Source organism: Novosphingobium aeonii (assembly GCF_052279045.1).
Taxonomy (GTDB): domain Bacteria; phylum Pseudomonadota; class Alphaproteobacteria; order Sphingomonadales; family Sphingomonadaceae; genus Novosphingobium.
The window spans coordinates 1733784-1755000 of sequence record NZ_CP176833.1 but is presented as its reverse complement, the minus strand read 5'-3'; the positions used below and the strand labels follow the sequence as shown (position 1 = coordinate 1755000).

Here is a 21217-nt window from a genome sequence, read left to right as displayed (position 1 = left end):
GAAGTTGCCTACAACCCTGGCCCAGGCGCGACGTCCATGGTTGAGCTGCGCCTGACGAAAGGCCGGACTTTGCGCTTTGGAAGCGACATCGAGATCATCTCCCTGACACGGCTCATCCGCTGCGTGGAGGCGGCGTGATAGGGCCGGGAACTGGCGTGCGGGTTTACTTGGCCTGCGGCGTCACTGATATGCGCAAAGGCATCTCTGGTCTTGGTCAGCTGGCCCAGACGGTGCTGCGACAGAAACCGACAAGCGGCGCGGTGTTCGCTTTTCGAGGACGTCGCGGCGACAGGGTGAAGCTCCTGTACTGGGATGGGCAGGGATTTTGCCTGTACTACAAGGTCTTGCAGCGTGGCCGTTTTCCTTGGCCTTCCGCTGCAGACGGGACGGCGCGGCTGACGTCGGCACAACTCGCGATGCTTTGGGAAGGCATCGACTGGAGGCGCCCAAATTGGGGCGCGCCGCCTGCCCATGTGGGCTGATTTTTGTTTTTGAATCTACCTGTTTTCATGGATATTCCTGCCCTTGGCTGGTAAGCGGGATCATGCTGAGCGCGGCGCAAAATCTTCCCGAAGACCCAGCTTTGCTGAAGGCGATAATCGCCGACTTGCAGGCGGAAAACGCGAAGCTGGCGGCAACGGTCCGTGCACATGATCTGGTGGTTCAGGCCCTGCGTCTGCGCATTGCCAAACTGAAGAAACAGGCCTTCGGCAAATCCTCGGAAAAGATCGAACGCGAGATCGAGCAGCTGGAACTGGCCCTAGAGGACATTCTGGTCGCCGCGGCACAAACCGTCGCTTCGCCGAGTGATGTCGAAGAGGATGAGGCCACTGCGCACGTAGACAGTGCACGGGCCATGGCCCGGCGCCCGCGCGTTGCGCCTGACACCCCGCGCGAGCGAAAAGAACTCGACCCGGGCAGCGCTTGTCCCGATTGCGGGGGCGAGTTACGCCTCGTCGGCGAGGACGTGAGCGAAATCATCGAAATGATTACCGCCAAGCTGAAGGTGATCGAGGTCGCGCGGCCGAAGAAGTCCTGCCGCTGCTGTGAGAAAATGGTGCAGGTGCCGGCTCCGAGCCGCCCGATCCCCGGCAGCATGGCCGGAAGCAGCCTGCTTGCCTACGTGCTCGTCTCAAAGTTCGACGATCACTTGCCGCTGTACCGGCAGAACGAAATCCTTGCCCGCATGGGCGCTGACATTCCCCGCAGCACGCTGGCTGACTGGTGCGGCAAGGCGATGCGAAGCCTGCAGCCCTTGATCGAGCGTATTGAGGCATCGGTCCTGGCCAGCACCGTCATCCACGCCGATGATACACCGATCCAGGTGCTGGATCACACAAGGCGGGCCAAGGGGCTCGGCAAGGGCGTGAAGCAAGGCAGGATCTGGGGTTATGTCTGCGATCAGCGCCCGTGGAACGGGCCGGCACCGCCGGGTGTGGTCTATCGCTTTGCCCCCAACTGGAAGGCGGAGCACGTGCAAAACCACCTTTGCAATGCGAGCGGCATTCTCCAGGCCGACGCCTACAAGGGATATGCGAAGCTCTATCAGCCCGGCGCGGACGGCGAACCGCGCTTCCGGGAAGCTGCCTGCTTCGCCCATTGGCGGCGTGACTTCCACGACATCTGGAAAGCGAACAAATCCCCGATAGCGCGAGAAGCCCTCGATCGCATCGGCCAGCTGTACGACATTGAACGCGAAATTGTCGGGAAACCTGCCGATGTTCGGCGTGCCGTCCGCCAGGAGCATAGCAAACCCAAACTCGAGGCGTTGCGCGCCTGGGCCGAGCAGCAACTCACCCGCATCCCCGTCAAGGGCGACTTGGCCAGCGCCATTAGGTATGGCTTGGGTCGCTGGCAGGCCTTCTCACTGTTCATCGAAGACGGACGCGTCGCCATCGATAACAATGCCGCTGAGCGAGCCGTCAGACCTATTGGTCTAGGAAGACGCAACTGGCTCTTCGCCGGCTCCGAAGCAGGCGCTGAAACACTGGCGCGAGCCATGACGCTTATTGAAAGTTCCAAGATGAACGGTCTTGATCCGCAGGCTTATCTCGCCGACGTGCTCGGCCGTATCCATGATCACAAGATCAACCGGATCGAGGAATTGCTGCCTTGGAAATGGGTGCCCTTGGTACCGTTGGCAGAGGTAGCCTGATGGCCACGATCACCCATGTGCACACACTGGCCTATGCTGCCGAAATGCTCGGCGAGGACGTGGAGCTGTTGCAAGCCATCATCTGGAGCGGCGACAATCTGACATACGGCAGCATCATCAGCGTTTACACTGGCCCCGATGAGACCATTACGGCGCTCACCGACGATGGCGTCGACAAATTGTCAGATATGCTTCGAGAAGCACGCCGCACCACCCAGACCTGGCACGGCTTTCTCGATGCCTTCGTCGGCGACCCCGAACTCGCTACGCGCTTCAAGGCCCAACCACCGCGGTAACAATCGGACGGTTACAGTTCCTGCGTGAATACGAGATCATCACCGAGGGCCAGCGCAGCAAGCGCTGGACGGAGGGACACGGTATTCGCCTTCGCGTGCATCTGCTGCCGTTCTTTGGCGACCTTGGTCTCTCCGAGATCACGGGCGGCAAAGTGCAGGAGTACCGGGTGCACCGGATGTCCTCGCGGGGCATCGCCAATCCGCATTCGAAGAGCAATCGCCCGGTCTCGGATAAGCCGCCTGCCCGAAAAACCCTTCACAACGAAATCGTGACGCTGCGCCAGGTGCTGCGCACCGCCGTGAGCCATGGCTGGCTGTCGCACCTACCCGACATCTCCAGTCCTTATCGCGCTTCGAGCAAGGTGGAGCATCGGCCCTGGTTCAGTCCGGCCGAGTACAAGCAGCTCTATAAGGCCACCGGGGCCTACGCGAAGGAGCCGTTCCACGCGCACTTTGCGTGGAACGCGCAGCAGGTGCATGACTACGTCCTGTTCATGGCCAATACCGGCCTGAGACCCGATGAAGCCTCCAACCTTGAGCACCGCGATGTTGAGATCGTCATCGACGATGAGACGGGACAGCAGATCTTGGAAATCGAGGTTCGCGGTAAGCGGGGGGTGGGCTTCTGCAAAAGTATGCCCAATGCCGTGCGCCCCTATGAGCGGCTGCTCAATCGTCCGAGGCCCGTGCAAGGGGAAAGTCGCCGCGCGGCGCAGCGACGGCGCTGGGCCGGAATTGATGAGGCGCCTGAAGCACCTGAGGCTCAGCTTCCGAAGCCGACCGACAAGGTCTTCCCAGGCAATCACGTGAAGCTGTTCAACGGTGTGCTTGCCAGGGCGGAGTTGAAATTTGATCGAGATGGAAAAGCGCGGACCGCGTACTCGCTGCGCCACACGTATATCTGTTTGCGGCTCATGGAAGGCGCCGACGTCTACGCAGTCGCGCGAAACTGCCGTACCAGCGTCGAGATGATCCAGAAGCATTACGCCGCGCACATCAAGAACATGATCAGCGCCGCGTCGGTGAATGTACGCAAGGTCAAGCCTAAGCGCCACCGGCAGCCTGTGCCCGTGGCATTCGAAGATGACGATCTGATCGGCGCCTAGTCGCTACTCAGCGCGGCGCCCGCCGACGCGCCAGCGCATCCCCTTGCGGGTGCGCCTCGCAGCAGCGCCCTTGCGGCGCTGATGCGTGCACGAACGTGCTCTTTGCCCTTCATCGAGCCAACCTTGATATTCCGGGCGTGGCAAAATGGGATTGTCGTCGCCCCGCCGACAGTTGTACCGATGGCCCAATCCCCTGCGAGAAAGGAGCATCAATCGTGACGCCACGTGCCGCCATTCAACAGATCGCGCGCATGGTTCGCGACGATATCCGCTCGGGGGCATTGTCGCCCGGCGCACACAGCATCGCAGATATGCTGGCGGAGCAGCCCGAAGCCCTGCTGCTCATCGTTGACCTCGCGGGCGCCGAAGGGCGCAAGAAGCGGCCTGACGCGATGATGCATCACGCTTATTCCTTCATGCTTGGCAACACTCTCGAGCAGCTGCGGCAGCGAAGCGATGCGGGAAGCGGTCATGCGACCATGGCCATAGAGAACGTCAGGACCGCGATCGCTCAGCAAATCCGTACCGGCAAGCTCGCGGCGACGGCAGCGCTGGCGCTTGTCTCGGCGTTCTCGCGGGCCGGCGTCGAGGTGGGGGGCGATATACGCAGCGCAATGGATCACACGATGATCCAGACCGGAGCCAGCCAGCGCAATCTCCCGCCGCCCGATGTTGACGAGATGTTGAAGGACCTGGTGAAAGCCTGTGAGGGCGATCCGTTCCTGGTCCACAGCCAGTTCGCCGAATTGACGGCAGCCATGCCTGCCGGGCTGCAACTTAGTCTCTTGGAAGGTCTTGTCCTCGCCGAAGAGTCCAGTCTGCGCGAGGCTGCGATCGGGTGGCTTCTTGCAGAACCCGCGATCGCGGCTCCGTTAGCCTCCATGATTGAAGAGACCGCCGGCCGCGGGCTGGTATCGGCAGCGTCGGCTACGTACCTTATGCTGATCCGGAACTGGGTGGCCGAAGATCGGCGCCGCGCGATCGATGCGATCATCAAAGCCGCGCGCGTTGTTAGATCGGTGTCCGAAAAGCGCCTCGCGATCCAGGTCAGGGAGCTCTTGATATCCGAGCGGGATGGGGCAGGGGCCCAAAGCATATTCGCATCTATCAAGCAGGGCAGAAAGAACGCGCTGGTTTCGATTCTGGTCAAGCAGGGGCACGGTGTGCGCGACGCCTGGGTAGCGGGCTCGCTAAGCAGGCCTGAGATCGAAGACATGCTCGGCCACATCGCGTCGGAGATGTCGCTCCATGAAGCGACGGCCGAGGATACTGCGCTGCTCCTGAGCAGCGCCCTTGCGGATGGCTCGGCCAGTTCGCCGCCCCCGTTTGGTCTCGTACAGGCTATCACGCTTATCGGGCTCTCGGATGTAGCGCCCAAGCCTGTATCGGTGCATGATCTTGTTGCCTCGATGCTCGAGGGCGTGGACGAGGCAGCGAGCAATTCCAGGGCGGTTGAGAGGGCCGTGCGCGCCTCCGGCCGATGGTTCGCAACCAACCCTCAACTTGAGTCCTGGTTTGAGAATGGCGACGACGTCACATTGGCGATCAAAGGGAAGCGCAAGATCGAGGACCGCATCGCCGCGATTATCGAGACGGTGCTGGAACCCAAGCGCGCGTTTTGGGCCAGCGTTGCCGCCTGGAGTGCGTTCGCGCAGCGAGGTGAGGGCGACGATCCGCAATGGATCGAAATGGCGCTCGTCGCTCGTGAGATGGCGACGCAGCGTCCTCTCGCCGAAATACCGCTTGCGCGCTTCATTGCGGTCCAGACGGTGGAAGCTGCTGGGACCTGAGGCTCGTCCGGCACTCGCCTCAGAAACGCGGCCTAACCGGACACGTCTTACACGACATTCACGCGAAAATTCTTTGTTCCGGACTCGACCAGGCCCGGTCGTTCTTTGCTCGCTGAAGGAACGGCGGGATCGACATCTAGCGGTCATTCGCCCGCCGATCGCGTCGGCAACGCGGCGCCTGTATCGTATACCAACCATCTCGAGGGGATTATCTGGGTGTCCCTCTAGCCTTTCCATCGGAGCAACAAAATTGTCCGCATGTACAAGTTCTTTGGCCATTAGGGGCGACCGCGCCCTCGGACCAGACGACGTCGACAAGCTGGGTTTCAGCGGAGTGGCGCGTCGACTTGCGACTTCGCTTGTCGACGATGCTTCCAATGACGGCCTCGTGATCGGTATCGACGGGAAGTGGGGTTCGGGAAAATCGAGCCTGCTTTTCATGGTCGAACAGGAACTTGCTACCTTGCCGCCGGGCAAAGCCCCCAGCATCGTCCGGTTCAAGCCGTGGCTGGTTGGACAGCGCGACGCGCTCATAACAAGCCTCTTCAACGACATTTCGGCCGAGCTCGACCAGCTTGCACTGGGCAAGGGCGACGCTACACGCCTAACAGTAACCCGGGCCAAAGTCGCCGCCGAAGCGATGCGCTCCTTCATGAGCGGCGTAAGCCGGGCCGGGCAGGCCATCGAGGTTGTAGGTGATGCCAGCGGCCAAACATGGATCAAATGGCTCGGGAAACTCCTCTCATCGCTGGACAAGGTGTGCAGCAAGCGCGAGCCCACGACCCTTTCCGACCGCAAGGAGAAGCTAATCGCAGCTCTTCGCGACCTGGGCCGCCGGATTGTCGTCACCATTGATGATGTCGACCGGCTCGAACCAGCCGAGGTGATCGAGATACTGCGGCTTGTCCGCTCGGTCGTGGACCTGCCCACCATCATTTACCTTCTATGCTATGATAGCGACGTACTGGCGCAAGGACTTGAGACGGCTGCAGGGATCAACGACGGCCACGCCTATCTAGAAAAGATCGTTCAGGTCAGCACCATGGTTCCCAAGCCCGAAGCTCTGCACCTGCAACACTGGCTGGCCGATGAGCTTGAAAAGATAGCCTCGGTCACAGACCAGGATCAACGGCAGCGATTGCGCACTGTTATCGCATACGAAGGCGCAAGGCAGCTGCAGACGCCGCGCGCGGTCGTAAGAACCCTCGACGCGGTGCGGTTCCTGTGGCCGCCGCTACGCGATGCCGGAGCCGACCTCGCCGACCTCGTTTGGCTCCAACTCATAAAGGGTGGGAACCCGCGGCTGTATCGCTGGGTAGAGCAATATTGCACCGAGGCTGCGCTGATCTCGCTGGAGAATGGACGCATCGCGCAGGAAGAGCTGCGAGCTCGTACCGCCGAACTGCTCGCCACGGTTCCGGAGGGCTGCTTCGCCGCAACGATGTACCGGCACTATTTTGCCGCACAACTGCCCGGGCTGGCGCAAACACACCGGTCTGATGGTGACCCGTTCGTCCTTCACAGGCATGTCGAGGCTCGTGATCGCGATGCCGCGATCCGCGGGAAGCGGCTCGCTAGTCCAGACCACTATCGTCTCTATTTCGCACTTGGCGGACCGGCCCACCTTCTTTTAGAAAGCGAGGTCGCGGCATTCATCGCCGCCGCGCGCGAGAGTGCAGATGCTACCATCGAAGTATTGAAGCAGTTCCACGCACAGGCAGCTTCCGGATCATTGACAAAAGGCGATCTGCTGCTCGCTAGGCTCAGCGCCGGGATCTACGGCGATCTCGATGCCGGCATGAGCGCCAACCTGCTCCTCGCCTTCGCAAACGGTATGGACGAGCTCTATCCCGCGCGCCCCTCTCATTTCGGACTTTCGAATACGATGTTCGAGCGGGCGCAGGACATGCTGCCTGTCCTTCTCGCAGATCAGCCGGATCGAATGGTCGTGGTCATGAATATGTTCGGTAACGGCAAAGCCCTGGACTGGCTCACCGACGTATTTCGTAGAGAGACCTTTGATCATGGACGTGTCGATCGAGGGCGCGCGAAATCTGTCGAGGTTCGGCTCCTTCACGAAGAGGAATTGGACCTAGTCACCGATCGGATGCTGGCGAGATATCGCCCGCTGGGTTGGGATGCGATTGTCGCTTGCGCGGACCCTGTATCGATATTGTTCGCCTGGAAGCAGGGCGGCGAGCCGGAGGGTCCGAGTAACATGCTCGCTCCGCTACTGGAAACGGACGAAGCGATGCTCGCAACGCTGGGAATGCTCGTGGACGAGAACGCGCCAAATCTCGCCGCCAGGCGCGAAGTTCTTCGGTTTCGCAATCTGTCAGCCTTCGTCGATATGCCACCACTGTTACAACGTCTTACCGCACTCCAGCAGGTCCCCCAATCCAGTGCAGTCGCCCAGAGGTTGATCGAGATCATCCAGTCACGCTGAACTGGTCCCTAGCCAATCACGTTCCCCGAGCAGGCATCGATCACTCTGGGGGCGGATTACCAATACCTATTGGAAGCGTGTCTGCGGCATCGACCCTTGTCGGACTCTCAGCAGCTAATTTTCACTGCCTAGGTGCGGAAGGTCCGCTTTCTCGGCGGCTGTACGACCAAAAGACGACTTTCCGACCCGGACCTTCGAACCTCCGCTCCTGACATTTCCGGTCGTTCGCAAGTTTGATAGCTGCTTGGCAGCAAGACGCCCATTGTCGTCGGACAGCGGCTAATGTCCATCACTTGGAAGCTGTCCTTCGTCATGTCTGAGCAAACCCAGGTTCGTCCAATCCTGAGCTTGTGAAATTGCTGCGGTTCGTGCGTAATGCCCAACGCTGACCCGCGTCTGGTGTTTGGCCACCGCTCGGGCAATAACAAGAAACGCTTCGTTCACACACCACAGAAAGTCATACGCACGAGATGCGTATCATGCGGAGGCATTCGTCCCGCGCGCATTCTACGGACGGGCCAGCGCGATGCCACTTCATCACCCTTTGATGGCTAGCTTCAGATGCTTTGCCAGGATGGGCGCGATTTCTGCGCTCGCCTTGACGGCAAGTTCTGCTGCGCGAAGCGCAGATGCAAATCCGCCAGCTTTGCGCGCAGTCGACGCTCTTACTCGGCCTATTGCAGTGGATCTCGCCCCTCGCTGGCTTGTGCCTGCCGGGCCGATCAATATCTTCGGTTCGACTTGGCTGGTAGGTTTCACGCATTTGAATGTGGTGATGATTGTCACCGATGATGGACTAATCCTGATCGATGCCGGACTTCCACAAGCCGCCCCACTTGTTGAGGCAAGTCTTAAATCGGCAGGCTTCAGCATTCAGGATGTAAAATACATCCTCAGCACCGAACCGCATTATGACCATGCCGGAGGAATAGCAGCTCTGGCCAGCGCCAGCGGGGCAAAAGTGATGGCCAGTGCTGCCGCCGCCCCGGTGCTGCGCGCCGGACGCAGCGGCGCCGAGGATCCGCAGCGCTCGTCGCTATTCACCTATCCATCTGTCAGCCGTGTGACTGTAGTACGTGATGGGCAGCGAATCCGGCTGGGCAACGTCGTTGTTACCGCACACGCAACACCTGGCCACACGCCCGGTAGCATGAGCTGGTCTTGGTCATCGTGTACCAGGTCAGCAGAGGGCGATGTTCATACCTGTGCCGACATTGACCGGCCCCCACCGAGTGGTCCGGGTTGTTTGTTAGTGTAAGATTGCCTCCGGCGCCATGGCTGGCCGTAGGTGCAGCGTAGCGGAACCGGAGGGCAGCCATGGCGCCGTCGCCGTCTCCGGGGCCGGCGGTCGATACCCCAGCGAACTATGAGGCCTGACGGTGTTGTAGTGCCGCCGCCAGGCCTCGATCAGGATCTTCGCCTCGGCCAAGGTGTAGAAGATCTCCCCGTTCAAGAGCTCATCACGCATCGAGCCGTTGAAGGACTCACAGTAGCCATTTTCCCATGGGCTGCCGGGTGTAATGTAGAGCGTTTTCACGCCGATCTTCGCCAGCCATTGCTGCACGGCATTGGCGATAAATTCAGGGCCATTGTCTGACCGTATGTGCGCCGGCGGCCCCCGTGTGACGAACAACTCGGCGAGAGTCGCCAGCACGTCCTCGCTGCGCAGCCGTCGCGCGATGGGTAAGGCGAGGCACTCGCGGCTGGCCTCGTCGATGATCGACAGGATGCGGAACTTGCGGCCATCATGTGTGCGTCCCTCGACGAAGTCGTAAGACCACACATGGCCCGGATATTCCGGTCGCAGGCGGATACATGATCCGTCGTTGAGCCAGAGCCTTCCACGCTTCGGTTGCTTCTGCGGCACCTTGAGCCCTTCACGGCGCCAGATGCGCTCCACCCGTTTGCGGTTCACATGCCAACCGGCATCGCGCAGCAAGGCCGTCACCCGGCGATAGCCATAGCGGCCATACTGCCGGGCAAGCGCGATGATATCCTCGGTCAGGGCTGCTTCGTCATCCGCCCCACGCGGCGTTTTGCGCTGCGTCGATCGATGTTGCCCGAGCACGCGGCAGACCCGCCGCTCGGACACCGGCATCATGCCCCGGATATGATCGATACAGCGCCTGCGGCGCGCGGGGCTCAGAAGTTTCCCCGCGAGGCCTCCTGTAGGATCAACTTGTCCAGCGTCAGATCTGACACCGCCCGCCGCAACCGAGCGTTTTCCTTCTCAAGCTCTTTCATGCGCCGAGCCTGGTCCATCTTCAGGCCGCCATACTCCTTGCGCCAGCGGTAGTAGCTCTGCTCGGTGACGCCGATCCGGCGACACGCATCCGCCACCGTTCCGCCCTGCGCCAGCACGATCTCCGCTTCACGCAGCTTGCCGATGATCTCTTCCGGCTTGTGCTTCCTCGCCATTCAAGTCCTCCTTCGTGGCCAAATCTAAAACAGATTTTGGGCCACTCAGAAGGGGGCAGATCAAGCCTGAACTCACTGACCGATGGAACCTACAGATATTCGGAACATCCTGCCGTTGTACGCAAGTTTCACCAGTCTTTTGCAACCATGCGCATGCTCCCTTGTGACATCCTCATTACCGGTCACCCCGAGCACTCCGGCGGGGAAGAAAAGCTGGCTAAGCTGCGCGGCGATCCGGATGGCTATCGCGCGCGCGGAGCATGCGAGGCTTTAGCTAACCGGTTCGACGCGTCGTTGACCCAGCGTCTAAGCGAGGAAAAGTAATTGTCTAGGATAGCTCGGCTCGGGGCATTGTTGAGCGACTCCACCGCGGGAGCCTCTCCTTACTCTGCCGGTAAATCGCTCCACGTCGCCGATCGGTCGTTCCGCAATCGGCCAGGCATCTCGTCCGCTGGCTAGCCGGCTGCAGCCCGGCGGACGGCTGCTTGATCCGGAACCTACCGTTCGGGGTGGCGCTCGTAAACGGCAGTTTTGTCCCAGGCGCCCGTGTCTGGCTCTCTACCGGAAACGGGCGCCCAAGGGTTCAGATCTCGGTGTTTTCGGCAAGGGCAAGCGCGTCCTCCACGTCTATCCCGAGATAGCGCACGGTATTCTCGATCTTGCTATGACCGAGAAGAATCTGGACAGCCCGTAGATTGCCAGTCGCCCTGTAGATGATCGATGCCTTCGTTCGCCTAAGCGAGTGGGTGCCATACTCGCTCCGCATGAGGCCGACCCCTGACACCCATTCGTCGACAAGCCGAGCATATTGTCGTGTGCTCAGGTGCCCTTTGTGATCAACCCGGCTTGGGAAAACATAGTCGTCCACCGTGCCGCCCCGACGTTCGAGCCATGCCAACAAGCTGGCCCGAGCATCTGGTAGCAGTTCGAATTGAACGGGCCGGCCTGTTTTCTGCTGCATGACGATTGCCCGCGTTCGGATCTGACCGCCGCTGACAAGGTCGCCGATCTTCATCCGCACCAGGTCGCAGCCCCGAAGTTTGCTGTCGATCGCCAGATCGAACAGCGCCCGATCTCGCAGGCGGCGGCGCTGATTGAGGTAGAAGCGGATTTCCCAGATCTGTCTCGGTTTCAGGGCCCGCTTTGCACCCACGGTCCTTCCGGCATTCCAAACCGGGCGCTTAGCGGCGGTTAGTTCTGTTTCGGGCATCTCCATGATCGTTCTCCTATGGCCACATTGACCATCTGCAGAACGCTTGCCGATGGGGATGCGCAGGAGTGGCTATGCGGCTCGGGCCGCATTCGGCAGCAGATGTTTGAATGGCCGGTCCCGCCGAATAGGGCCTAATGAGCGCAGTCGCCGGTTGGGGATCGTGGTCCTCGGTTGCTAGATGTCCATAGCTCTGACCTATGGATTTCCGAAAAATAACTATAATTGAATATGCCAGGCTACAGTCGTATCCATCCCCGAAACACAGGGAGAAACAGGGATGGATGGACTGTCACGGCGGGATCTGCACCGCCTTTTAGCGGCGGCCACAGCTTCAATGGGGCTGGGTGGCTTTGCAAAAGCAGCGTTTGCCGGCGAGCCAGCTGATTTCAGCTACGTGCATGCCGAATTGCGCCCCTTTGCCAAAAAGTTGCTCCAACTGGTCGGGTCTATGCCAGAGCTCTCGTCAGAAACGCTAGCCCTTACGCGTCAAGGCATGGGCGCCTGGGCGCAACCACCGCTGGAATATCCCAAGTGGGATCAACGGAATATCAAAGGCCTGCCCGGGAACCCCAGCGTCAGCGTCTATGTCGTCAATAGTGATGTGACGAAGCGGCGTCCGGCGATTCTGCACACGCATGGTGGCGGGTTCATCAGCGGCAAGGCAATCAGTATGATTGCCGACCTGCAGCATCTGGCGCTGGAACTGGATTGCACCATCGTCACGGTGGACTACCGCCTTGCCCCGGAAACCGATTTTCGAGGCTCTACCGCAGACAATTACGCCGCTTTGCAATGGCTGCATGATGAGGCCAAAGCTTTGGGTGTCGATGGTGGACGTATTGCTGTCATGGGCGAAAGTGCTGGCGGCGGCCATGCGGCATTGCTGGCGCTTAAGGCACGCGACATCGGAAAGATTCCGCTGGTGGCACAGATTCTTGTCTATCCCATGCTCGATGACCGCACAGGCACCACAAAAGCGCCGCCCGCGCCCATCGGTACGATTGTCTGGAATGTGGTGAAAAACCGTTTTGGATGGCAGGCGTTTCTGGGCATGCCGCCGGGAACGGACAAGACCCCGCAAGAGGCTGTCCCGGCACGCCACCGTGATCTTTCGGGCCTGCCGCCAACCTTCATCGGTGTGGGATCGATCGATCTTTTTGTCGACGAGGATATCGCCTATGCCAAACGCCTGATCGACGCTGGCGTACCAACCCAGCTGGAAGTTGTGCCCGGTGCCTTCCATGGTTTTGACGGAATTGGCGCATCGACCCAAGTGGCCAAGGATTTTACAGCATCAAAGGTAGCGGCTCTGCGTCGTGCATTTGCATAATTTGGATGCGAATGGTCAAGGAGTTAGTCGCTTAACCGCAGTTTCTGGCGATACCTGCCATTCGAAGAGTGACCCTGGAATGGCAGAAACGTCCAAGGATTTCGGGCGCTTGCGTACGGAATCCTGACATGGAGGAACCCGCGGGCCCCATCCACCGATCTATGGGCAAAAGGGCTTTGGTGTGGATCTGGTTGACTGAGGCAGACGTGCCAGTTTGCCCATCATAGGCAGGCTGGCAAGGGCTTTGGGTACGATTAGGCCGCGTTGCTTCCCTGACCCGGTATGCAATGTGCGCTGTTTTGATCGAGCCCGTGAGGTGGGCGCACTTTTCCGTATGGGCCGAGACGGAATGACCTCGGCCATGCTGTAGGGTGAGCCATGCCGGATCATGGCGCGTATTTCCGGGTCAGGAATGTTGGCGCCGGCGGTGCGCGAGGCTGATACCAACGCGCGAAGGCCTCGATGATGGTCATGTGCCCGCCGCAGCACGGACATGGCGGGCGGTGATCAGGCGGCTCGTCGGGTTCGGGCTCCTCGACCGGCGCGGCGAGGCCCAGCAGCCCACGAGCCAGTGCCATGGCCTCCTTATGCGCTGAACTGGCGAGCAGGCCATAATGCCGGATGCGGTGGAAGCCGCGCGGCAGGACGTGGATCAGGAAGCGGCGGATGAACTCGTCGGTCGCCAGCGTCATGACCTGCTGACGTTCAGCAGCATTACGGCGATAATCCTTGTAGCGGAATGTCACGCCGGACCCGTCGAAGCCAATGAGCCGCCGGTTCGAGATCGCGACGCGGTGGGTGTAGCGCGAGAGATAGGCCAGGACTGCCTGCGGGCCGGCGAAGGGTGGCTTGGCATAGACCACCCAGCGCTTCTTCCGGATCGGCGAGAGATGCCGCAGGAATGTCGTGCGGGCGGCAAGATGGGCATGAGCGCCGAAGAAGCCCAGCTTGCCGGCATCGAACAATGCCAGCAGGCGGGTGAGGAACAGCCGGCGGAACAATGCGCCCAGCACGCGCACCGGTAGCAGGAAGGCGGGGCGCGAGGAGATCCACCGCGTGCCGTCCGGCGCGATGCCGCCACCGGGCACGATCATGTGCACGTGCGGGTGGTGGGTCAGCGCCGATCCCCAAGTATGCAGCACGGCAGTGATGCCGACCCGTGCGCCGAGGTGTTTAGCATCGGCGGCGATGGTCAGCAGCGTGTCCGCAGCCGCGCGGAACAGCAGGTCATAGATCACCGCCTTGTTCTGCCACGCGATGGCGGCGATCTCGGCGGGTACAGTGAACACGACATGGAAGTAGCCGACCGGCAACAGATCGGCTTCGCGCGCCGCCAGCCAGGTGCGCGCCGCGGCGCCCTGGCACTTGGGACAATGCCGGTTGCGGCACGAGTTGTAGGCGACCCTGACCGGCCCCCACCGAGTGGTCCGGGTTGTTTGTTAGTGTAAGATTGCCTCCGGCGCCATGGCTGGCCGTAGGTGCAGCGTAGCGGAACCGGAGGGCAGCCATGGCGCCGTCGCCGTCTCCGGGGCCGGCGGTCGATACCCCAGCGAACTATGAGGCCTGACGGTGTTGTAGTGCCGCCGCCAGGCCTCGATCAGGATCTTCGCCTCGGCCAAGGTGTAGAAGATCTCCCCGTTCAAGAGCTCATCACGCATCGAGCCGTTGAAGGACTCACAGTAGCCATTTTCCCATGGGCTGCCGGGTGTAATGTAGAGCGTTTTCACGCCGATCTTCGCCAGCCATTGCTGCACGGCATTGGCGATAAATTCAGGGCCATTGTCTGACCGTATGTGCGCCGGCGGCCCCCGTGTGACGAACAACTCGGCGAGAGTCGCCAGCACGTCCTCGCTGCGCAGCCGTCGCGCGATGGGTAAGGCGAGGCACTCGCGGCTGGCCTCGTCGATGATCGACAGGATGCGGAACTTGCGGCCATCATGTGTGCGTCCCTCGACGAAGTCGTAAGACCACACATGGCCCGGATATTCCGGTCGCAGGCGGATACATGATCCGTCGTTGAGCCAGAGCCTTCCACGCTTCGGTTGCTTCTGCGGCACCTTGAGCCCTTCACGGCGCCAGATGCGCTCCACCCGTTTGCGGTTCACATGCCAACCGGCATCGCGCAGCAAGGCCGTCACCCGGCGATAGCCATAGCGGCCATACTGCCGGGCAAGCGCGATGATATCCTCGGTCAGGGCTGCTTCGTCATCCGCCCCACGCGGCGTTTTGCGCTGCGTCGATCGATGTTGCCCGAGCACGCGGCAGACCCGCCGCTCGGACACCGGCATCATGCCCCGGATATGATCGATACAGCGCCTGCGGCGCGCGGGGCTCAGAAGTTTCCCCGCGAGGCCTCCTGTAGGATCAACTTGTCCAGCGTCAGATCTGACACCGCCCGCCGCAACCGAGCGTTTTCCTTCTCAAGCTCTTTCATGCGCCGAGCCTGGTCCATCTTCAGGCCGCCATACTCCTTGCGCCAGCGGTAGTAGCTCTGCTCGGTGACGCCGATCCGGCGACACGCATCCGCCACCGTTCCGCCCTGCGCCAGCACGATCTCCGCTTCACGCAGCTTGCCGATGATCTCTTCCGGCTTGTGCTTCCTCGCCATTCAAGTCCTCCTTCGTGGCCAAATCTAAAACAGATTTTGGGCCACTCAGAAGGGGGCAGATCAACCCGCCAGTGCCCGCAGTCGTCGCAGGCCTCGATGTGACCGCCCAGCGCGGCGGTGCGACAGTTCTCGATGGCCGTCATGACCTTGAGCTGGCCGAGACTGAGATGCCCGGCATGGGCTGCGCGATACGCGGACCCGGCACAACGGAAGATATCGGCGACCTCGAGCGAGATGCGCACCGGCTTAACCGGGAGGTGCTCTACCTTCCATCAAGGCCACAATCTGGTCGAGCGGGCTGGCCACCGCCCGCATGGTCTTGCTCGAAACCTTGGTATAGATGGCGGTGGTGTCGATGTTTGTGTGGCCTAGCAGCACCTGGATGACGCGGATATCCACACCTTGCTCAAGCAGGTGAGTGGCAAACGAGTGGCGCAATGTGTGCGGGCTCACTCGCTTGTGGATCCCGGCGAACTCCGCCGCCTCATGCACGGCGCGGTTCAACTGGCGCGCCGAGATCGGATCCGTGCAATTGCGACCCGGGAACAGCCATCCATGGGGCAACATCACTCCGCGGCGCTTGCCTTCGCGCCACCATTGCCGGAGCAGATCCAGCAGATGCGGTGAGAGCATGGCGTTACGGTCCTTGCGTCCCTTGCCCTGTTCGACACGGATGATCATGCGCTCGCTGTCGACGTCTCCAACCTTGAGGTGGGTGACTTCGGACACGCGCAAACCTGCGCCGTAAGCCACGCTGAAGGCGGCCTTGTACTTGATGCCTGGGGCTGCCTCGATCAGTCGTGCGGCCTCCTCGACGCTCAGGACATCTCGAAGCTTGGGTTCACACCGTATGACGGAAAGACCCAGCGCAATCTCCGGCCGCTTGAGCGTCATGGTGAAGAGGAAGCGCAGAGCCGATACTGCGGCGTTGATGGTCGCCGGTCCAACGGCGCGCCGATGCTGGTCGAGTTGAAATCGCCGGAGGTCTTCTGCGTTGGCGGTGTCGGGAGGGCGGCCCAGAAACGCGGCGAAGGATCGTACGTGGCGAATGTAGTCCTGCTGCGTATGCACCCCGAGTCCTCGAAGCTTCATATCCTGTAGCATCCGCTGGCGCAGCGAACCGGTGGGGGCCGACATAATCGTAGTGTCCATGGTGAGTTCCTTTGCGTTGAAGGAACCTCACAATCTCATGGCGACTCCGCCCCAACCAACGTCTGGCAATTACGGCGCGACCTCACCCCAAACACCCCTCCCGCGGAGCGGGTTCGTCCAAGTCCCAAGCCCTTCCTATCACGACCGCCCCTTTGTCGCCATTCAGCTGCCAATTTCGCATCCGCAGGTCCGGACCGTCCGCTGTGGATGGCTCCCGGATTGCAAGCATAAAGTTATGATCTGAAGTTCCGCCGGGTGCAGTCGTCTGTCCGGCCTGTTTATGCAGTCGGCGTAGACTGCTGGCTCTGATGGGGGCCACGAACAAGGTCCGATCGGCTAAGCGGGCTATAGCGCCTCCCGCCTGCCCAGTAACCAAGTTCGTGAAATGCCGTTCGGTGCCAGTTCACCGGGTCGTGGAAATCGTCTGGATGACTGAATGGGACGAAGAGGACTGACGGTGAGCCTGCGCCCTTGCGGCCGGATGAGATCGAGGCCTTCGCGATTCAGGCGCCCGCTCCGTTGCGCGCCCTCTCGCGCTGACGGACGCCTTTGACGAAATCGGCGCCGACCCCGTCGTCGGCACCAAGATCGAGCGAGCAGTTGACCAACGCGGCGAAGCTTGCGTCGCTCAGCTTGAAGTCGAGCGGCAGCAGGATCGGGAGTCCTTGGCGCCGCGTTTCAATCGCTGCAAAGATCGCCTTCAAATAGTCGGCGAGACCCTTGCGGCTGGCGTTGGTTGCCGCTTCGGTTATTTCGTCGCTCGCCTCGATCTCCGCATCCTCGGCGTCCCGCCCGAGAACAGCGATGCAATCCGCGATCCGTGGCCAATATTTGAGGTCATAGGTGCGCATCGCCTTCAGCAGTTCCCTCACGTAGGATTTGTAGAGGTAAACGTCCTCTCCGGCCCGATCGATCAGATTGAGCGGATGGTATTCGGTATTGGAATAGAAGCCGGACTGATTGTGCAATTTCTCGCGCTCGCGAAGGAGCTGAACGAGCTCCGCGGCAGTGTCGGCGATCTCGGCGTTGACTTCCTCCAGGCGTGCGCGAGCGCCGCGAGCCTCGGCGATCGCCTCAAGATCCCAGAAAGTGGCCGAAAGGATAACACTGAGAAAGACGCGGATCGCCTGCTCATCGGGGGCGAGCTTCCTGTGTAGCTCCGTATAAACGGGTATCATCTCGATGCGCCGCCCCAGTAGCCGCTCGGCGACAGCGCTCTCGCTCGGGACAACGTTGTTTTCGGTATTGTAGGCGATTTCGCTGCGCAGGATTGCTTCGCAAAATTCGGTCGGGTCTAGTTTCGTCATCTGTCCGCCTCTTTTGGCAATTGAAGTACGAACCACTTTCTGGCGATTCGCAGCGCGCTTGTCGGAACTTGATGCACAGAAAATTGGCGGGCTAAAAATACCTGTTCGGTGGCGCTCGGTGTCTTGACACGCGCAGCCGTCTCGCATGATTGTGTTTTGGGGTGTTCCTTATTCCGAAACCTCGGCGCGGCCTCGCCCTCCTTCACGTCTTGTCCAACCGCTCTGCTCTAAAATAGGGTAAATCGGCCCTCCGAACCGACAAACCACTTCCGCGTGGGAACCGCGATTGTTATTTGTTCACAATGACCCAGATCACATCGCTCGAGCTTTACTATCGCTTCGTTGCCATCATCGATAAGGCGACTGCGGACGAAGACATTTATGCCGTTCCCAGAGCCGCGGAAGCGGCCGGCATGGTTGGCAGCGAGGAGCCTCAAACCATAAGCCAGCGCTGGAATTACAGCTACACCGACGGTTCGGGTATCGAGTTGCGCGTCCACGCGCGATGGTGGGATAGCTCAAAGCCATTCTCTAATGCACCGGACATTCATGTCATGCGGGCCGAGTTGAATAATACGGCGTCGCCGTTCGTTCACGAGTGCCGATACGAAACACCGCTTTATGGCTGACCCCGCATCATGAAGTGCTTCCGCATCGACGAGAGCGGCTACACCGGCTTCGACCTTCTTAATACCGATCAGCCGTTTCAGGGAGCGACGGCGGTTGCGATTGACGATGATGATGCCGCCCGCCTTATCAAAGAACATTTTCCCACCCTTCAGGCGGCCGAGTTGAAATATCGGGCCTTATCGCGGCGACCCGCCAACCACCCCCGGCTGCTGGCCCTTCTGAGCGACCTGTTCCGCGGGTATCAGAGCGTGACCTACGTCTGCGACAAGCGCTTTCTGTTGATCCTGATGTTCTGCGACTATGCGATTGAACCCTGGTATCATGCCCGTGGGGCCAATTTGTACGAGGATGGCCAGAACTATTCGATGGCCTCTCTGCTCGCGATGGCCGGGCCAGTTCTGCTTGGAAAAGCAGAACTGGCCGCAATGTTCGCTGCCTTTCAGCGCGCGGTGCGGGAGAAATCCCCTGAGGCGTTGAGCGATTTAGTCGCGGCCGCGCGCCGGACAGACTGGCAGCAATTCCGCGAGGGACTTGGACCGCTTGCACGAGATGCCTGCCCGAACTGCCTCGCAGCGATTGCAACTCCCGGCGTCACAACCGACGCGGCTATGGTGGTGCTGCAATCGCTGATCACCCGGATGGAGGTGATGAGCGACGGCCCTTATCGTGTCGAGCACGACCAGTCGAAGAACCTCGGCACCTATAACGATCTCATCCAGCGCTTCATCGACCATGAAGGGGAAATCGAGCTTCGGCAGTCAGAGGTCGCAAGTTTCAAATTTCCGTTGAAGCTGACCGAAGTGCGCCAGGTCGACTCTAAGGTCAGCCCCGCCGTACAGCTCGCGGACGTGATGATCGGCGCAGCGATCGAGGCTGGCAACACGATGGCCGGCCGACGCTCGGGAGGACTGGATCCGGACAAACTCCTGCCGCTCTATGCCGAGGATCAGTTCATCCATCTCGTGCCCAGCATGGACTTCGAAGCGCAGAAGCAATTTCGGCGGGGCACGCAAGCGGCCGATGTAATCGACTATTTCTCGAAGCATTTCGCGGCGAAACCGCCGGCTTGACCGGGTGATGGTAAGAGGGGCAGCGACATTATGGATGCGACGTATTTCCTGAAGAACCGAACTGCGCTCATTCGTACCTTCTATGCGACCGGGGCGCAGGGCTTTGTCAAGCTGAAGGCGAAGATCGAGGCGGGAGAGCCTCCGTTCGATGATCCGCCGTACAGTGAAGATCCCGAACCTCCCTATCTCTCCGAATGGATGGATGCCGAGACCTCCCTGGACATTCTTGGGATGGCGTCCCTGTCGATGCTCTCGGACTCGTTGAAATTGTACCTCAACACCCTCGCTGATCGCGTGATCGGCTTCTCGTTTGAAAATCGAAAGGCCGCTTTCAGGGAGGGCTTCGTGCCAGCCTATTTTGCCGCGCTGGGCGAGATTCTCGCCACCGACTGGAGCGACTGCCCGATCGATCGCGGGTTGATCGAGCAGATCGTTCTGGTTCGAAACCGTGGACAGCACGGCGAGGAACTCTCGACCTTTACGGTCACACTGGACGCCAAGATGCTGGAGAAACATCCGCAACCCTTCTTCGTCACCGAGGACGAAGTGTCGGCCTTGACCGCAGAAGACGGCTCGCTGGGATCGTTCCTTATGCCGTCCATCCGGATCACCGTCACAGGCCTTGAGCGAGCGATCGACGAGGTTAACGCCTTGGCGGAGTGGATCGACAGCCGGCTGGACCGCGCCCATGCGTGGCGGATCCAACAGCGCAGCAAGGGCGAGTCCGCAGCATGACTGCAGCTAAGTTTTTCAGTCAAGGCGAACTTCAAGCCATTGCGGACGCGCTGGGCCACACGGACATCGGGCTGTCCAATCCGGAGATCGAGCTACTGATCCGGTCGGCGAAGATGGTCGACCCCGGCAAGACCACCAAGCGCGTGCGCATTTACAATGCTTTTGTCGAAAGCCAGAACAGCAAGAGAAACCGGACCCACGTCCTCGAATTCATCCGTCTTGCCATGGCGCCAGCACGCCACAGTCGCGAGCCTCAACGCTTTGAACCGATGCGGGCGGCTCTCAACCAGTCACTCGCCTTCGCGGGGCTCGTCGTCGATGAGGCAGGTAAGCTATCCAGCGCCGAGGCTGCAACAACCCTGCCCGAGGCCCAACGCCGGGCGCGAGACTTGCGGGCTGACATGGAAGGGCGCGGCGTTCATCCCGATGTTCTTGCCTTCTGTCGGGCTGAGCTTCTCGCCGACAATTATTTTCATGCCGTGCAGGAAGCCGTGAAGAGCGTAGCGGACAAAATGCGCCGACTTTCGGGACTCACCGATGACGGCGGTGCCTTGGTCGACAAGTCGCTTGGCGGCGATGCCCCGCGCATCACAATCAACGCGCGTTCTACGGTGAGCGAGAAGAGCGAACAGAGCGGCTTTGCAAATCTCGTGAAAGGAGCATTCGGCATGTTCCGCAATCCCACTGCCCATGAAGCGCGCATCCACTGGACGATGACGAAAGACGATGCCGAGGATCTGCTGACGATTGTTTCTTTAATCCATCGCCGGCTTGACGCCGCGCATATGCCGGCCTGCCCTTGATGGCTTCGGTGCGACTCTATTCTCGTTACGGTCCAACCGATTGGAGCAGCCGTCACCGACGGCCATCGGCGAGGATGGTGCAGCGCGCGAGCAACATGTGGCTGGCGGATTTGGGTTGGAAGCTCGATACCCCACTACTGTAAATAACCGGCACGGAA

Annotated in this window: 18 protein-coding genes and 2 pseudogenes (1 of these 20 running past the window's edge); 13 read left to right on the top strand and 7 right to left on the bottom strand. The window is 60.6% G+C overall.

The window, feature by feature from the left end; all coding sequences use genetic code 11:
* The 8 genes from tnpA to bla all read left to right on the top strand — a co-directional run.
* Nucleotides 1-138 carry the 3' portion of an IS66-like element accessory protein TnpA gene (tnpA, locus tag ACLIMP_RS23115; RefSeq protein ID WP_443477961.1) on the top strand. The gene continues 237 nt to the left of window position 1, outside the view, so only the last 138 of its 375 coding nucleotides appear in the window; the start codon falls outside the window, past its left edge; the stop codon is at nt 136-138.
* Nucleotides 135-482, top strand: a complete 348-nt coding sequence (gene tnpB, locus ACLIMP_RS23110) for an IS66 family insertion sequence element accessory protein TnpB (RefSeq protein WP_255535862.1) — start codon at nt 135-137, stop codon at nt 480-482. The genes tnpA and tnpB overlap by 4 nt, the downstream gene beginning before the upstream one ends.
* A gap of 62 nt (nt 483-544) precedes the next feature.
* A complete protein-coding gene (gene tnpC, locus ACLIMP_RS23105) occupies nt 545-2155 on the top strand; it encodes an IS66 family transposase (RefSeq protein ID WP_443477962.1) in 1611 nt (536 codons plus the stop codon).
* The gene (locus ACLIMP_RS23100; protein ID WP_443478442.1) at nt 2155-2451 is read left to right on the top strand and encodes a hypothetical protein; all 297 of its coding nucleotides are present in this window, start codon (nt 2155-2157) and stop codon (nt 2449-2451) included. The genes tnpC and ACLIMP_RS23100 overlap by 1 nt, the downstream gene beginning before the upstream one ends.
* A gap of 95 nt (nt 2452-2546) precedes the next feature.
* A complete protein-coding gene (locus ACLIMP_RS23095) occupies nt 2547-3557 on the top strand; it encodes a site-specific integrase (RefSeq protein ID WP_443478441.1) in 1011 nt (336 codons plus the stop codon).
* 215 nt (nt 3558-3772) lie between these two features.
* A complete protein-coding gene (locus ACLIMP_RS23090; protein WP_443478440.1) occupies nt 3773-5347 on the top strand; it encodes a hypothetical protein in 1575 nt (524 codons plus the stop codon).
* The gene (locus ACLIMP_RS23085) at nt 5262-7793 is read left to right on the top strand and encodes a KAP family P-loop NTPase fold protein (protein WP_443478921.1); all 2532 of its coding nucleotides are present in this window, start codon (nt 5262-5264) and stop codon (nt 7791-7793) included. Before ACLIMP_RS23090 ends, ACLIMP_RS23085 begins: the two co-directional genes overlap by 86 nt.
* Before the next feature lie 526 nt (nt 7794-8319).
* Nucleotides 8320-9051: a metallo-beta-lactamase gene (gene bla / locus ACLIMP_RS23080; RefSeq protein ID WP_443478439.1), complete on the top strand. Its 732-nt coding sequence runs from the start codon at nt 8320-8322 to the stop codon at nt 9049-9051.
* On the opposite strand, the gene ACLIMP_RS23075 is transcribed toward bla, so the two are convergent.
* Nucleotides 9043-10211, bottom strand: a protein-coding gene (locus ACLIMP_RS23075) for an IS3 family transposase (RefSeq protein WP_443478072.1) whose coding sequence is annotated in 2 segments (ribosomal slippage) — nt 9043-9950 and nt 9950-10211 — 1170 coding nt in all. Because the reading frame shifts where the segments join, the coding sequence is not laid out codon by codon here. The two genes, bla and ACLIMP_RS23075, sit on opposite strands and share 9 nt — an antisense overlap.
* 583 nt (nt 10212-10794) lie before the next feature.
* Complete coding sequence (locus tag ACLIMP_RS23070) at nt 10795-11427, bottom strand: tyrosine-type recombinase/integrase (RefSeq protein ID WP_443478438.1); 633 nt, start codon at nt 11425-11427, stop codon at nt 10795-10797.
* Nucleotides 11428-11701: 274 nt separating this feature from the next.
* Here ACLIMP_RS23070 and ACLIMP_RS23065 point away from each other — a divergent pair, with 274 nt between their 5' ends.
* On the top strand, nt 11702-12754 hold the full coding sequence (locus ACLIMP_RS23065; protein WP_443478437.1) for an alpha/beta hydrolase: 1053 nt from the start codon (nt 11702-11704) through the stop codon (nt 12752-12754).
* 386 nt (nt 12755-13140) lie between these two features.
* Here the strand turns inward: ACLIMP_RS23065 and ACLIMP_RS23060 are convergent.
* The 5 genes and pseudogenes from ACLIMP_RS23060 to ACLIMP_RS23040 form a co-directional block, all read right to left on the bottom strand.
* Nucleotides 13141-14163: pseudogene (locus ACLIMP_RS23060) on the bottom strand (IS91 family transposase); the annotation flags it as partial.
* 30 nt (nt 14164-14193) lie between these two features.
* Nucleotides 14194-15362, bottom strand: a protein-coding gene (locus tag ACLIMP_RS23055) for an IS3 family transposase (RefSeq protein WP_443478072.1) whose coding sequence is annotated in 2 segments (ribosomal slippage) — nt 14194-15101 and nt 15101-15362 — 1170 coding nt in all. Because the reading frame shifts where the segments join, the coding sequence is not laid out codon by codon here.
* 62 nt (nt 15363-15424) lie between these two features.
* Nucleotides 15425-15604, bottom strand: a pseudogene (locus ACLIMP_RS23050) (transposase zinc-binding domain-containing protein); the annotation flags it as partial.
* Between the two features lie 4 nt (nt 15605-15608).
* The gene (locus ACLIMP_RS23045; RefSeq protein ID WP_221937281.1) at nt 15609-16514 is read right to left on the bottom strand and encodes a tyrosine-type recombinase/integrase; all 906 of its coding nucleotides are present in this window, start codon (nt 16512-16514) and stop codon (nt 15609-15611) included.
* A gap of 503 nt (nt 16515-17017) precedes the next feature.
* Nucleotides 17018-17821 (bottom strand): hypothetical protein, encoded by an 804-nt coding sequence (locus ACLIMP_RS23040; protein ID WP_443478436.1) that lies wholly within the window; start codon nt 17819-17821, stop codon nt 17018-17020.
* 302 nt (nt 17822-18123) lie between these two features.
* Here ACLIMP_RS23040 and ACLIMP_RS23035 point away from each other — a divergent pair, with 302 nt between their 5' ends.
* From ACLIMP_RS23035 to ACLIMP_RS23020, 4 genes are read left to right on the top strand one after another with little or no spacing between them, the layout of a single operon-like run.
* Entirely contained in the window at nt 18124-18450 is a 327-nt protein-coding gene (locus ACLIMP_RS23035) for a hypothetical protein (protein ID WP_443478435.1), read from the top strand.
* A gap of 9 nt (nt 18451-18459) precedes the next feature.
* Complete coding sequence (locus ACLIMP_RS23030) at nt 18460-19521, top strand: DUF3800 domain-containing protein (protein WP_443478434.1); 1062 nt, start codon at nt 18460-18462, stop codon at nt 19519-19521.
* Nucleotides 19522-19551: 30 nt separating this feature from the next.
* On the top strand, nt 19552-20256 hold the full coding sequence (locus ACLIMP_RS23025) for a hypothetical protein (protein WP_443478433.1): 705 nt from the start codon (nt 19552-19554) through the stop codon (nt 20254-20256).
* On the top strand, nt 20253-21059 hold the full coding sequence (locus ACLIMP_RS23020; RefSeq protein WP_443478432.1) for a TIGR02391 family protein: 807 nt from the start codon (nt 20253-20255) through the stop codon (nt 21057-21059). The genes ACLIMP_RS23025 and ACLIMP_RS23020 overlap by 4 nt, the downstream gene beginning before the upstream one ends.
* Nucleotides 21060-21217 lie beyond the last annotated feature (158 nt).

Excerpts from the sequence above, each read along its gene's own strand:
- ACLIMP_RS23030 (WP_443478434.1), top strand. The coding sequence starts at position 18,460 with ATGAAGTGCTTCCGCATCGACGAGAGCGGCTACACCGGCTTCGACCTT.
- bla (WP_443478439.1), top strand. The coding sequence starts at position 8,320 with ATGCCACTTCATCACCCTTTGATGGCTAGCTTCAGATGCTTTGCCAGG.
- ACLIMP_RS23045 (WP_221937281.1), bottom strand. The coding sequence starts at position 16,514 with ATGGACACTACGATTATGTCGGCCCCCACCGGTTCGCTGCGCCAGCGG.
- ACLIMP_RS23035 (WP_443478435.1), top strand. The coding sequence starts at position 18,124 with ATGACCCAGATCACATCGCTCGAGCTTTACTATCGCTTCGTTGCCATC.
- ACLIMP_RS23040 (WP_443478436.1), bottom strand. The coding sequence starts at position 17,821 with ATGACGAAACTAGACCCGACCGAATTTTGCGAAGCAATCCTGCGCAGC.
- ACLIMP_RS23025 (WP_443478433.1), top strand. The coding sequence starts at position 19,552 with ATGGATGCGACGTATTTCCTGAAGAACCGAACTGCGCTCATTCGTACC.
- ACLIMP_RS23020 (WP_443478432.1), top strand. The coding sequence starts at position 20,253 with ATGACTGCAGCTAAGTTTTTCAGTCAAGGCGAACTTCAAGCCATTGCG.
- ACLIMP_RS23065 (WP_443478437.1), top strand. The coding sequence starts at position 11,702 with ATGGATGGACTGTCACGGCGGGATCTGCACCGCCTTTTAGCGGCGGCC.
- tnpC (WP_443477962.1), top strand. The coding sequence starts at position 545 with ATGCTGAGCGCGGCGCAAAATCTTCCCGAAGACCCAGCTTTGCTGAAG.
- ACLIMP_RS23070 (WP_443478438.1), bottom strand. The coding sequence starts at position 11,427 with ATGGAGATGCCCGAAACAGAACTAACCGCCGCTAAGCGCCCGGTTTGG.
- ACLIMP_RS23100 (WP_443478442.1), top strand. The coding sequence starts at position 2,155 with ATGGCCACGATCACCCATGTGCACACACTGGCCTATGCTGCCGAAATG.